Here is a 12021-nt window from a genome sequence, read left to right on the forward strand (position 1 = left end):
CTTGCGCAACGAACGCTGCGCAAGCGCGAAACGGCACCGACGTCGGTGTCCGCAGTCGGAGGTTCGACAGAGGCATGCGCACCAGGCTGCGCGGTCTTGCGCACGCGGCCCTTCCAACGAGGCCGTCCGGCGCTGCGCAACGACACGGCCGCGCCGTTGCGCACCCTTCACGGGTGCGCAGCCCGCGTTGCGCATCGAGTCTGCGCGATGGTGCGCAGTCAGGTTGCGCAGCCGGGCTCGGCCAGGCCGGGGCCGCAGCGCGTCGTCCCGGCCGGGCCTCACCCCCGACAGCGACGGCCGCTAGCACCACCTGCACCTACGCCACAACCCACCTACTCGAAAGGATCAGGCGGCCGTTCAGTCATTCCTGGTCGTGGTGGGACTGGTCTTCTTCGAAAAGCCGACCGGCGAGGTCGTCGGCCCATTGCACCGCCCAGGCGCGCAGGGCGGTGATAGCGGATGCGTCGAGGCCGTAGGCGGCGAAGGCCTCGTCATCGGTCCACTCGGCGCCTGCGAGGTTGGCCTGGAGATCTTCTCGTTCGAAACGCCCCCGGGCGTGGCGCCGCCCGAATTCCTCGAGGTCGGCTGTGCTCCAGCGCCGGGAGGCCGCGAACACGTCGATCAGGTCCCGGGGCGCGCCCCTGTCCCCCAGAGCGCGCACCTTCGTGCCGATCACGTCTTCTTCTGCGAGTACGGGCCCGTACGGGCTGTCGACGACGGGACGCCAGAAGATCTCCTTGAGGATGTCGACCTCCACCTCCTGGTCGGTATCCGGGTCGCGCACGGTGAAGCGAGCGGACAGCGGGGCTGTTTCCAGGGACTGCACCTGCCAGCCGCGCTCCTGAAGGCCGCTGCGGAGGGCGGCAGCGATGTCCGCCATGGGAGCGGGATTCTCGGTGGCGACGTCGAGGTCCTGACTGGGACGGCTGACCAGGCGGTGTGCGCGCACCGCGTAGCCGCCGGTCAACACGAGCGGGTAGGGAGAGCCCAGGGTGATCACGTCTGCCAGAAGCCGCGCGTGCAGCTCCGGCATGTCCTGGCTCACGCAGCCGCCCGGCCGCGGGCGGCCAGCTGAGGGAAGGCTTCTTCCCACACGGTGCGCACCGTACGGCCGACCAGACGACGCAGCGTGGGCCACAGCTCCAGCAGAACATCGTGATTCAGAAGGGAGGTCAGGTCCTCGCGCAGGCCTTCGTGCAGCACGGTCCGGTACAGCCCCATGCGCTGACGGGGCTGGTCCAGGTCGTAGGCGGTCAACCCGGACCACGCCACATGCAGCGGAAGCTCCACGACTCCCTGTACCGGGCCCTGCAACTCGTCCAAAGATGCAGGCAGGCGCTGCTGGAACTTCTGCCGGTACAGCGAAAGGTCTTCTGCGTACGCTCCCGCAGGATCGGCCCTGAAGGCGGGGGAGTGGGCACGGTCTGCCATGTCGCCATTATGGCGGCGGGCGGGGCGGACCATGAGCCGTACGAGGCTGCCGCTGCCCCACTGGACGGCTGGCCAGCCGGCCTGGTTGGCTCGGGCGGATAATGGCAGGTTCATGACAAAATAGTCAACAAAAAAATGAAAAAACGTTTGCCGCTAACAGGCGAACGCCAGGTTTGTCGTCAGAGGCTGAGGAGCCACCACACGACCTGTGCAATCAAAAGAGCCAGCCGTACGGCTGCGGCTGCCCGTCCTAGGCGTCGTCGCCTTTGGCATCGCGGGCACTCACAACGATTGCAATCCATACCCATCGTCCATCCTTCCGGTGCCAGCTGAGCTGGACTTTTGGGGTTTGCCCCCGGCCTCATAGCCGGAGACGGCGCAGGGGAAGGATGCCCGTTGGGTGTTAGCTATGGAGTTATGAGATGAACGGTAGAGGACCCTCTCGCTGAGGTGCAAATAAGTGTTCAATCGGCACGCAAACGTCCAAGTTTCATACCGCATTTTATATAGCCGCACTTGCGGCATCTGCGGTGTGCCCCGCCCTATCCGAGGAAGCGAGCGGGTACCTGAGCTGTCGCGCTATTGCTGTTCGAGAACCTCGACAAGTTCGAGGAGCTGTTCGCGGGGGAAGTGCAGCAGGGCCGCCTCGTCGAGTCCTTCCGGAACGAGCGGGACGTTCATACGCCATGAGCCGGGGCGCCATCGGTGCCGGACTCGATCGGCGAAGGCTGGTTCTCGGGAGAGCACGGCGACAAGGCGCATGGCGTCGAGGAACGGGAGCTTGAGCAGGGCCCAACCTCGGTGATACGCGATGAACCCGTCGGCCCCGTAGCCGAGAGGCTTCGCTGCCTGCTCTCGAACGCCGGCCGTCGCCTCGCCCACGTCTTGGCAGCAAGCGAGCGTTGTGTAGTTGAGGCGCCAGAGTTCACGGACGACCGGAACCATCTCCGTGTCGATCTCGACCGGCGCTCCGTCGCGGGCGGTGAGTGTCTCGTGTGTGTGAATGAGCGGGTCCGTCATGGGTGCCCCTCGTCAAGCTCGGCGGTAGGCGGCCCATTGGGCGGCTGCGGCGGCGAGGTCTTGAATCCATGCGACGGCGGGGGCGTCGGTGGCGATACCGGCCCAGAGTCGCTTTTGGGCGGTCGCGAAGATGTCGAGGGCACGCCGGGGGGCGGTTGACCAGGCGGGGGTCTTGGCGGCCCACTGCTCGGCCTCTGCCGGGGTGTGGCCGGCGGAGGTGAGCCAGACGACCCAGCAAGCGGCGTCGATCCATGCCGCGCCGCGCGTCGGCCATGCCCAGTCGACGACGCGGGCGGCGTTGTCGACGATCAGGACGTTGTCTGGGTGCCAATCGGTGTGCAGCAGGGTCTCGCCGCGCAGCAGCTCGGCGTCGTCGGGCTTGTCGATGTAGTCGGCCAGACGCTGCTCGATGTGCTTGAGTTCCAGGTCGCCCGGGGCCCGGACACCAGAAAGCGTGATGATCGCCTCGGCGACGAGCGGCAGGTCGTCGGAGTGCGGGCGGTAGTCCGCGGAGCGACCGTTGAGGTACTCGAACCCGAGCAGGTCCCAGGTTCCGTCGTTGATCCGCCAGAGTAGGCGGGGTGCGAGAGGGGCCACGTGCGGGTTGATCGTGGCCTCGCGGTTCTGCGTCCATACGCGAGGGTGGTCGGTGTTCATCCCCTTGACGAAGATGCGGCCGGCGCGCGTGTCGAGGGTGGTGGCGATCTCGCTGTTCAATCCCTTGTCGGCGGTCACTGCTGCGTAGATAGGGCCGGTGCGGGTCTCGACGGCCTCACGGGTGGCGGTGGGTAGGTCTTCCCATTGCAGTCTCATGGTCACCACGGCGGGGAGTGTAGGGGCTCGGTCAGGGCGGACGAGGCCGCCCGCGCGGGGCGGGCGGCCTCGTGGTGGAGGGGATCAGTTGTACGGGTTGTCGTCTCCGCAGCCCCTCATGACGTCGCCGCCGGCGACGGCGTCGAGGTCGACGACCTCGACCTCGACCTCGACGTCCGGCCGTACGGTGATCTCTACAGCGGTTGCGGTCATGCGCGTACTTCCTCTCTCAAGCGTGCTGGCAGTAGCGGTTCAGAGGTGCGTCGGCGCGGCGGTACATCTTCACGAGCGGCATGCACTTGGTGCACTTCTTCTGAAGCGCGCAACCGGTGCATGCGCCCTGACGCTGAAGTACACGGTCGGCGATGCCACCGAGCCGCGCCAATCCCGCGACACCCGCTGTGAGCAGTGGTATCGGGTGGTCACGGGAGACTTTGCAGACGGTCGCCAGGCCGAAGGGATTCACGTTCAAGGACGTGTGGCCGGCGTCGCATCCGGTGAAGGGGGTTTCGTTGCGGATGTAGTCGGGGGCCTGCTCGTCGAGGGGGTCGGCGCCGCCGTCGAAAGTGGGCGACATGTTGCCGTACTCACGGACCCGTGAGGCGTAGCGGTGGGCGAGCGTCCGCATGGCATTGATCTCGTGGACATTCTTACGCGTGATGATCACGCTTAAGGACAGAGGCAGTCCGGCCTCGCTGGCGGCGGCGAGGCCACGCAGGAAGTGGTCGAACGCGCCGCGACGTTGCGTGAATCCGTCGAACGTCTCTGCTGTGGCGCCGTACACGCTGAGCGTTACCCGGTACGGGCGGCGCGTGGTGAGCAGTTCGAGCATGCTCGGGCGGTGCAGGGTGGACCCGTTCGTCAGGATCTCGACCATCATTCCGAGGTTGTACGCGAGTGCGTACGTCTCCGGGAAATGCCGGTCGATTGTGCACTCGCCGCCGCCGAGTTCGAGCCACACGACTCCGGCGTCGCGCAGGATGTGCAGGAGACGCTCGCGGGGTTCCCATGCGAGACCCTCGTGCACCTTGTCGCCGTAAACGCAGTGGTCACAGTTCCAGTTGCACCCGTTGTTGACCTCGTACGACGCACGACCGTGGCCGTACGGGGACGGGTCACGAATCAGCAGAGCCTCGTCGGGCCGGCGATGGCTGATGTCGAGTCCCCATGTGCGCTGAACGCGGCTGGCCAGCCACGAGGGCATCGTCATGTCCGATGCCGCGGTGCGCAGTTCGAGGTACCTGTGCGCCGGGATCTTCAACCCGGCGGCGCTTCCCGGTCGGAGTATCAAGTAGTCGTCCAGGAAGGGGGTGACGATCAAGTCAGGCATCCGGTCTCCAGCAACTCAGTGCGAGGCGTAGCGGGGGCGCGGCGCCGAGTGGACCGGAACGAGTGGCAGCAACAGCTCGGCGGGCACGAGGAATTGATCGAAAGGCCGAACCGTCCACTCGTACCAAGTGCCGTGGCTGCTGATCGAGGATCCGCAGGGTTCGCCACGGTGGAGAGCGCCGGTTGCCTGCAAACACCCGCCACTGTCGGTCCAGTTGAGGGCGCGCTCTTGCTCGAATGACGGGAGGGTGGGCGCCAGTCTGCGGACGCTCATCCGGATCTTGCGAATGGCCTCGCCCGGTGTGCTGACGCTCTCGCGCTCGGGGTGGCCTTTGATCTTGAGGTCTGCTTCGGACACCCTGTGCTCGCACCAGAACGCGCGTCTGACCAGGATTGTGGGGGCAGGCACGTGTGGCGTTTCCGCCTCGTGCTGCTCGACCGAGTCGGATGGCGCGCGCATTTGTGCCCTCCTGCCGCGGTGTCACCGGTGCTCCCCTCCCGGTGAAGGCGTTCAAGCCGGGAGGGGGCACCCCTCGGGGGCTCTCCCCAACAAGCGCAGAGACAGGGAGAGTTGCCGCCGTCCTGGGCACCGTCTTGCCGTGCATCGGCCCAGTGCGGCGACACATGGGGAAGGTAGCGCGAGATACGGATCCGTATCAACGGTTTGACGTATAAGAGGTGATACGGCATATGTCAATCATTGATACGCGAACGCAAGTGACCCCCCGCCTGCGGCGAGGGGTCACTCTGTAGCGTGGGCGATCTAGATGAGGTGGTCGAACTCTCCCGCCTTGGCGCCGGCCAGGAACGCCGCGAGCTTTGCTTGTGTTGTTTTGACGATCACATCGGGGCTGTCACTCTCGCGTACGAGAATCTCGCCAGCTTGGGTTGCGAGCTCAAGGCAGTTGCCCTCCGAGTCCGTCGAGAACGAGGACTTTTGCCACTGAATTTCCACTATTCCCACGCCTTCAGACTTGTTGTGCTATTTCGTAAATAAACTCGCGCGACTGCACGGCGTCGAGCGACCTCTCTTCGGTTCGGTCCAGAACGGCCCGGTAGTTGGCGAGGCGCGTCTCTGCGTCAAGGAACGCGGGGCCATGTGGGGTATCCGTCTGGACCGTGTCGAGCTGCGGAACCGGCCCGTATACGTAGAGTGTCGAACTTCCGGCGTTGGGGAAACCGCCGACGGCGAACGGGACGACGCGCACGGTCACGTTGTCCCGGTCGGACTCCTTCAAGAGGTAGTCGAGCTGTGCACGGGCGATCTTCCGACCGCCAAATTCCATGCGCAGAGCGGCCTCGTGGATCAAGAACGTGCACGTTGGGGCGTTCGGCCGGTCGAGGACGTCGCGACGCTTCAACCGGTGGGAGAGTCGACGGCGCAGATCTATGTCACTCAAAGGCGGCACCGCCTCGGTGAACACGGCGCGGGCGTAATCCTCGGTCTGGAGCAGGCCGGGCATGTGCATGATCTGCACGGCCCGTAGTGCGGTTGCGTGGTGTTCAAGCTCGGATAGGTCGAGTGCGCCGGCGGAAAGTTCGCCACGGTAGTCCTCCCACCACCCCTTGCCGCGTTCTTCGGCCATGGCTGCGAGGGCCTCGACGTAATCGGCGTCGGGGCAGCCGTAGTGAGCGGCCCAGGTGCGAACGCGCTCACCGCTCACCCCGAAGCGGCCCGACTCGGTGTTGCTGATGCTCGTCCGATCGGTGCCGAGTTGCGTCGCGGCATCGGCGAGCGTGAGACCGGCGTGTTCCCGGATTTTCCGCAGTTCAACACCCAATCGGCGCTGCCGCGCGGTCGGCGCCTTCCTTGGTGGCATCGGCTCCCCTCCTGTCGGCTCTCAGTGTGGACCGTGTCCCAACGAGGGTCCACCTCGTTCTACGGTTTAGCCATTTGAGTACAACATGTGAGACGCATCCGCTACCGTCTTCAGCAGCACCGCGCAGCACGCCAGTAAATCCGCAGTGCAGTCGCTGACGCGCGCCCACCGGCGCCCCGCGGGGGCGGACGAGCCACGGTGGCGAGCAGCGCGAGCTACAACCGCGTTGGGAGACGATGAAATGGGAACCGCTTTAGCACCTCCTGCACCACCAGCCCCACCGTCAACACAGTCGTATCGACTTTCCGCAGCGAACACGGTGACCGCGCCGGCTGTGCTTCGTGACCTGATCGTGGCTCTGTGCCGCACGACTGATCACGGGTCACTCGCCGCGGCTGCTCAGCTCTGTACGAGCGAAATCGTCACGAACGTCTATCGCCACACTGCCGCACGTCTCATTCACGTCGATGTGATCATTGCCCGGCGTTACGTCGACGTGTGGGTGCACGACGATCTGCCGAAGGAACTGCCCGCTCCCCCTCACGACACCGACCGTGAGGGAGGCCTCGGCCTCTTTGTCGTTGATCAGCTCGCCGATCAGTGGGGGGCCTCGCTGTACGGCGGACTGATCCCAACGTCTAAGGCCGTGTGGTTCCGCCTCCACGAGGGCGGCAGGGGCGTCGCGTGATCAGACCCAAGGACATAAGCGTCTCCGTCATCGGTGGAGACAAGAGCGACGCTGACGTGTGGCTGTACTTCGACGCGAGCCTGCTCGTCGAGATCGAACGCGATCAGGCGCGGACGCTGGTCGTCGATCTCGCCGAGCAGGTCGGGATGTTCGCCGCCGTCCAGCCCACCCCTTCAAACCGTGACTAGCGCCAACTCCGTAGCGCAGTCCGTGAGGCCCTGCGCCGATTCCGCAGCAAGGAGGTGCCCAAATGACCAGTGAAGTGCTCGACCGCATGGTGATTGGCGTGGTCTGCCTGTCCGTCTGCCTCGGTCTGGTCGCGCTCTTAGCGATCTATGCGTCAATGCCGAGTCCTCGCCGAGCTGTCGCCCCCGCGCCGACCGACCGACCGGGATACACCTACACCTGTTACTGCTACCGAGACTCGGTGCGCGTCGAGATCCTGCCGACCGACCAGCCACGCAGGCGGCACGCACGATCTGAGCCAAAACGCCCCCGCAACCGCAGCCGCCCTATGCCGTCTCCCAACGCGGGGGCGGCTGGCGGCAGGGGGGAACACGCTCCCGTGCTCGTGGCCGCGTAGGCCCACGCGCACGGTGACCCCCAGAGAAGGCCCTCGACGCGTCCGGCGGCGGGGCCCCTCTCGGCATCCAGGACATCGACAAATGGGCCCCTGTTCGTCGGCGCAGAGCCGACGAACAGGGGCACGATGCTGATCAGTTCCGGATGGGCCGTGGTAAGTGCGGCTCCATCTAACGGAGTTGGGCGAGACCGGCGAGGTCGACCCAGGGCCGATCCCCCCGCATCTGCGCACGACGTCGCTTCCGGGCGTGGAACTGGCGGCGTTGCACCTTCGCCACCTGCGGCGTGCCGTCCCAGGATTGACAGTCCGCCGCTGGGGTGAGGGGAGGTGTCTTTGCTGGCGGGGCGGGGGACCGTTGCTGGCATGCGCAAGATTCTGGGCCTGGTGGCCTTCCCTGTCCTGGTGGTGGCGTTGGCGTCTCCGGCTCACGCCGACGACGACTCCAACTTCGGCGGCGGTATCAGTGCCGCGAACAACTGGAACTTCACGGCTGCGGCAGTCTGTTTGCAGGAGGTCGCTGTCGTGCCCGTCCTTGGTGACTGGGTGGGCGACCATGTGAACAACTGCTCCAACGGCAACGTCGTCGACCACTCCGGCCACGGGCGTCAGCTCGGTCGCTGACACGACATCACATCCGCAATGGCCGCGCCCGGTGCTGGACTCCGGGCCGGCCGGTGGCGGTGGGGCGGTTGGTCTTGTCGGGGGCACGTCCGGTGAACGGCCCGGAGGCAGGATCGTTTATGCCGGTATGAGGCAGACCAGGCGCCTGATCGCCCTCTTCGCCCTGACCGGAGCAGCTGGAAGCCATCACTGACGAGGCGGAACTCCACGCCTTGGAGCGCGTCCTGGTCGTGCTCTCCGATCCCGACATCGACGACCCGCTGCCCGGCACCACCAGCGGCCCGCAGCTGCGCGAGTACACCGACGACGTCGACAACGTCCGCGTCCTGTACGTCGTGACCGCGCTGCGCACGGTGGTCGTCGTGGCCTACATCGAGGTCTGACTCCGCTGCGGCAGCGCGCTGCTGAGAGGGAGCGGTGGCGGCCCGCCCTGCCGGGGCTGCTGCCTTCAACCTGGCTGCACATGCCGGAGCCGGACTTGCGCAACCGGCCTCGGGTGGCTGCGCATTCGCGGTTGCGCCCACCGCGCACTGCTCACCGATTGCTGCGCAGTGGGTGTGCTGGAGGCAGGGCGGTGCGCAGCCTGCGCAGTGAGGGGCGGTCGCTGGCATTGTGCGCTGCGCAATGGCCGCCCGATTGCGCAGCCTTTCGATCGTGGCGATTGCGCAGGCCCGTGACCTGCATGGTCAGGTCTGTGGTCGGGGCGGTGAGCGCCGTGGTCAGGTCTGTGGTCCGGGTGGTGAGCGCCGTGGTCGGGGTGGCGGTCTGGCGAGGCTAAGCCACCGGCCAGCTCGCCGGGGCGGTGGGCGGGTGGTTCAAACACTCGCCGGGTGGGTCCAGCTGACGCAGTGCTCGGGGGCGGTGGCGGGCCGCCAGACGGGTGCGGAGGGCCCGTTGCGTAGGAGGTCGGTGAGGGAGGCGGCGTAGATGGGGACGGCGTTCCGGAAGGCAGGCCCGGTCAGCCTCGCGCTGGCGGTCAGGGCGGTGAGGCGGTTCTCCACGCCGGCGGGGCCGGTGCCGTCCAGGACGAACAGCAGCCGCGGGAACACCGGGTAACGGCGCCGCCAGTCTTCTTCTTGCCGGGCGCGCGCGGCTCTTGGCTGTCCCACGGTCACCGGCACGTAGGTGAACAGCCGCTCGTAGGCGCGGATCTTCGCGGCGAGGCGTTCGGGCCCCATGGTGGCCCGGTCGACCTCCACGAACGCCCGCAACATCGACCATTCCTCACCACGGTGGTGGTCGTGCCGGTAGTAGAGCAGCGCATCCGGAATCACGGCCTCGCCGCCCCCGAGAGGGTGGTAGACCTCCGGGATCCAGTCCAACGGCCGGCACACGTCCCCGCGGCGTCGGGCATCCGCTACAAACGCCAGCCCGGTCTCCGTGACCCTCAGCGCGTGCCCGACCCGTAACCGGGCTGCGATGCGGTCCGCACCCAGCTTGGCCGGCCGCCACTCGCGCAGCTCCGGCCACTCCGAAGCGACCTCAGCCCCGTACCGGGTGGCGAACCACACCCGCGTCCGGCCTGCCTGAGCCAACGTGATCCGGTCCACCAGCCCCTCCTGACGCAGCTTGGCCAGCCTGCGCCGCGTCCGCTCGATCCGCACCCCTGGCGCGATCAACAGATGCATCTGCTCCGTCGTCGCCATCCGATACTGCGCCAGCACAGCCAGCGCCAGCCGATCACCCCCACCGGCATCCATATCCACCATCAGCGAGCCCCCCCCAACCGGCGGCGCCTTCCTGCCCGGCACCGCGCCTCGAGAGACCACGGCATCAGCCGCCCCCGACCAGAACTCCGACCACCAGGGCCCGACCAGCATCACGATGCGATAACCGTGCCCACGACCAGGCCCTGGTCAGGGCCGACAACCCGGCCGACAACCCCACCCGCAACCGACCGCACCCTGACGGCTCCTGACGGAGTCTCCGCAGCTCACCCCACCTGCCCAGGCATGGTCAGCCACCCGACATCCCCCTCTGCACACCCCCACGCCCCGACGAGACAGGAAGAAATGGACCAGGGAAGGGCGGGGCGGGCGGCGGTGAGCCTCGGAGGATCGGAGCGCCGTCCTCTGCGTGTTGCGCGTCGGCGGGCCTCCGCGCGCGCCGGACGCAGCCGGCGTGGGGCGCAGGGGCGCTGCCCGGCCCCCTACCAAGCGCGCGGCTCTGTCCGGTTGTGTACGGCGCTCAGTGGTGCTCGACAGTTTCACCGCGGGGAACGGTTGCGGTGGCAGCAACGACGGCGTCGGTTCCTCGCTGGTACTCAGGGTGGCTTTGTGCGTGGGTGAGGACCGCTTCGGTCGCCTCGCCTGCAGGCTGTGTTCCAGTCGTGCCGGTGAGCTGCCTGAGGGCGACGGCACGAGGTCGCAGCGAAGGCCCCGCCCGGTTGGGCGGGGCCTTCGCCCGCTCACTCACCTGCGTCTTCGAGACTCTTCAGGTACTCCTTCACGACGTCCGGGTTGCGCCGCATCATCGCCATCAGCTGGCTCCGCCGATAGCGCTGGCGCCCCTCCTCGACACGCCCCTGCCACCCGTCACGGCCATCGGCTAGCCGTTCCGTGATCAGGAACTCGATCGCGTCCTCGATACAGGGCCGGAACCGTTTGCCGCCTACTGGAATATGCAGCTTGTCCAGTGACCGTTTCTGGTCACCGCCCTTGTTGAGTGCCTCCAGCGCAGGAGAGAAGCCGTAGACCTGCACGTGAGCGCTCGTGTAGTGCTCCTTCTCACGCTCGTAGTCCCAATGAAGCAGGCATGTCTCCAGCGACTCATCGGCGAAGATCCCGCAATACGAGGAGTGCACCGTCAGGAACTCGGCCTCATCGTCCAGGCGGACCTGAAAGGACAGGTTCATCCAAGTCCGTGGCTTCTTGTTGTCGATGCGCAGCGGGAAGGCGCTCGGCTGAGTGGGATTCGTGGCGGACAGGCCGTGGCCAAGGGTGAACACAGGGCCGACAGCAGAACGCGGACGCAGCACGGCCGCAATGCGGACATGCTGCGTGATCGTGCCGTTGAGGGTGTCCTGTAATTCCTTGGCGAATCTTCTGGCCTGACCTGGCAGGTCAGAGGTCAACCGTGCCGCCGATCGATACCCATAGAGCGTGGGCCTGCGACGAGGTGAAGTCGCCCTGTTCGGCTTGTTCGCGCAGCTCGTCGTAGGTGAGGCCCAGCTCGTCCAGTGATCGCTGCGCCGCGGCCTTGTAGTCGGCGTCAGACACGACGATCACGTAGTCGTCCTCGTGATCGGTAAGTGCCTTCTCGTCGATCGTCACACTCATCGTCTACCCCCCAGACGGTTGTTGCTTGCTGCGTGACACTCGCAGCATTGCGTACTCAACCGATTGCTGACAGCTACATTCCCCGGATGGCTGATCTTTTACCAACCTGCCAGCGAGCCATCGCAAACAAGTCCGAAACAGAACACGTATCACGTCAATGTGACGTTCAAGCAAATCCGCAGGAAGGCGGCCCCTAGCTCCGCAAGCGGCACCGTAGACCAAAGCCCTAAGCGGCGCCCCGCCCAGATACGCCGCCACCGGCCCGTACAGCCAGGAACCAAATCGGAGATGCCTGCCTGCGCCACCCCCACGGCGTAGCAGTCGCCCGCGTGGACCTGGACGGGGTTGCGTCCAGGGAAGTGGTGTACGGGTTCGACCTGATCCGGGGGTTTGCTCCGGCGTTGGGATGGTGCCCGCATAGATGAACGGCCACCGGCT

At 66.5% G+C, this 12021-nt stretch carries 16 protein-coding genes; 4 read left to right on the plus strand and 12 right to left on the minus strand.

Going from position 1 to position 12021, the window contains the following annotated elements:
• Positions 1 to 361: 361 nt before the first annotated feature.
• The 9 genes from ACFUO4_RS38705 to ACFUO4_RS38745 all read right to left on the minus strand — a co-directional run bounded on the left by ACFUO4_RS38705 (position 362) and on the right by ACFUO4_RS38745 (position 6413).
• Positions 362 to 1033 (minus strand): nucleotidyl transferase AbiEii/AbiGii toxin family protein, encoded by a 672-nt coding sequence (locus tag ACFUO4_RS38705; protein WP_383493977.1) that lies wholly within the window; start codon positions 1031 to 1033, stop codon positions 362 to 364.
• Positions 1034 to 1041: 8 nt separating this feature from the next.
• The gene (locus ACFUO4_RS38710; protein ID WP_383493980.1) at positions 1042 to 1431 is read right to left on the minus strand and encodes a hypothetical protein; all 390 of its coding nucleotides are present in this window, start codon (positions 1429 to 1431) and stop codon (positions 1042 to 1044) included.
• Positions 1432 to 2010: 579 nt separating this feature from the next.
• On the minus strand, positions 2011 to 2451 hold the full coding sequence (locus ACFUO4_RS38715) for a hypothetical protein (RefSeq protein ID WP_383493927.1): 441 nt from the start codon (positions 2449 to 2451) through the stop codon (positions 2011 to 2013).
• 12 nt (positions 2452 to 2463) lie between these two features.
• Entirely contained in the window at positions 2464 to 3264 is an 801-nt protein-coding gene (locus tag ACFUO4_RS38720) for an aminoglycoside phosphotransferase (RefSeq protein WP_383493983.1), read from the minus strand.
• A gap of 84 nt (positions 3265 to 3348) precedes the next feature.
• A complete protein-coding gene (locus tag ACFUO4_RS38725; RefSeq protein ID WP_383493930.1) occupies positions 3349 to 3477 on the minus strand; it encodes a hypothetical protein in 129 nt (42 codons plus the stop codon).
• A gap of 16 nt (positions 3478 to 3493) precedes the next feature.
• Positions 3494 to 4594, minus strand: coding sequence for a radical SAM protein (locus ACFUO4_RS38730; RefSeq protein WP_383493933.1), 1101 nt, complete (start codon positions 4592 to 4594; stop codon positions 3494 to 3496).
• Positions 4595 to 4609: 15 nt separating this feature from the next.
• Positions 4610 to 5053, minus strand: coding sequence for a hypothetical protein (locus ACFUO4_RS38735; protein ID WP_383493935.1), 444 nt, complete (start codon positions 5051 to 5053; stop codon positions 4610 to 4612).
• Positions 5054 to 5356: 303 nt separating this feature from the next.
• Positions 5357 to 5548, minus strand: coding sequence for a DUF397 domain-containing protein (locus tag ACFUO4_RS38740; protein WP_383493986.1), 192 nt, complete (start codon positions 5546 to 5548; stop codon positions 5357 to 5359).
• Positions 5549 to 5561: 13 nt separating this feature from the next.
• Positions 5562 to 6413, minus strand: coding sequence for a Scr1 family TA system antitoxin-like transcriptional regulator (locus tag ACFUO4_RS38745; protein ID WP_383493938.1), 852 nt, complete (start codon positions 6411 to 6413; stop codon positions 5562 to 5564).
• A 334-nt stretch (positions 6414 to 6747) separates the two neighbouring features.
• Between ACFUO4_RS38745 and ACFUO4_RS38750 the strand changes: the two genes are divergently transcribed.
• The 4 genes from ACFUO4_RS38750 to ACFUO4_RS38765 all read left to right on the plus strand — a co-directional run bounded on the left by ACFUO4_RS38750 (position 6748) and on the right by ACFUO4_RS38765 (position 8688).
• Positions 6748 to 7101 carry an ATP-binding protein gene (locus ACFUO4_RS38750; RefSeq protein WP_383493941.1) on the plus strand — a complete coding sequence of 118 codons (354 nt, stop codon included), beginning with the start codon at positions 6748 to 6750 and terminating at the stop codon, positions 7099 to 7101.
• Positions 7098 to 7289, plus strand: a complete 192-nt coding sequence (locus ACFUO4_RS38755; protein WP_383493944.1) for a hypothetical protein — start codon at positions 7098 to 7100, stop codon at positions 7287 to 7289. The genes ACFUO4_RS38750 and ACFUO4_RS38755 overlap by 4 nt, the downstream gene beginning before the upstream one ends.
• A gap of 758 nt (positions 7290 to 8047) precedes the next feature.
• Complete coding sequence (locus ACFUO4_RS38760; protein WP_383493945.1) at positions 8048 to 8305, plus strand: hypothetical protein; 258 nt, start codon at positions 8048 to 8050, stop codon at positions 8303 to 8305.
• Between the two features lie 176 nt (positions 8306 to 8481).
• The gene (locus ACFUO4_RS38765) at positions 8482 to 8688 is read left to right on the plus strand and encodes a hypothetical protein (RefSeq protein WP_383493989.1); all 207 of its coding nucleotides are present in this window, start codon (positions 8482 to 8484) and stop codon (positions 8686 to 8688) included.
• Between the two features lie 432 nt (positions 8689 to 9120).
• Here the strand turns inward: ACFUO4_RS38765 and ACFUO4_RS38770 are convergent, their stop codons facing one another.
• From ACFUO4_RS38770 to ACFUO4_RS38780, 3 genes are all read right to left on the minus strand, one after another.
• Positions 9121 to 10014: a replication-relaxation family protein gene (locus ACFUO4_RS38770; RefSeq protein ID WP_383493947.1), complete on the minus strand. Its 894-nt coding sequence runs from the start codon at positions 10012 to 10014 to the stop codon at positions 9121 to 9123.
• Positions 10015 to 10712: 698 nt separating this feature from the next.
• Positions 10713 to 11378: a hypothetical protein gene (locus ACFUO4_RS38775; RefSeq protein WP_383493950.1), complete on the minus strand. Its 666-nt coding sequence runs from the start codon at positions 11376 to 11378 to the stop codon at positions 10713 to 10715.
• The gene (locus tag ACFUO4_RS38780) at positions 11368 to 11583 is read right to left on the minus strand and encodes a hypothetical protein (protein ID WP_383493953.1); all 216 of its coding nucleotides are present in this window, start codon (positions 11581 to 11583) and stop codon (positions 11368 to 11370) included. Before ACFUO4_RS38780 ends, ACFUO4_RS38775 begins: the two co-directional genes overlap by 11 nt.
• Between the last annotated feature and the right edge of the window lie 438 nt (positions 11584 to 12021).

Source organism: Streptomyces sp. NPDC057280 (assembly GCF_042668605.1).
GTDB lineage: Bacteria > Actinomycetota > Actinomycetes > Streptomycetales > Streptomycetaceae > Streptomyces.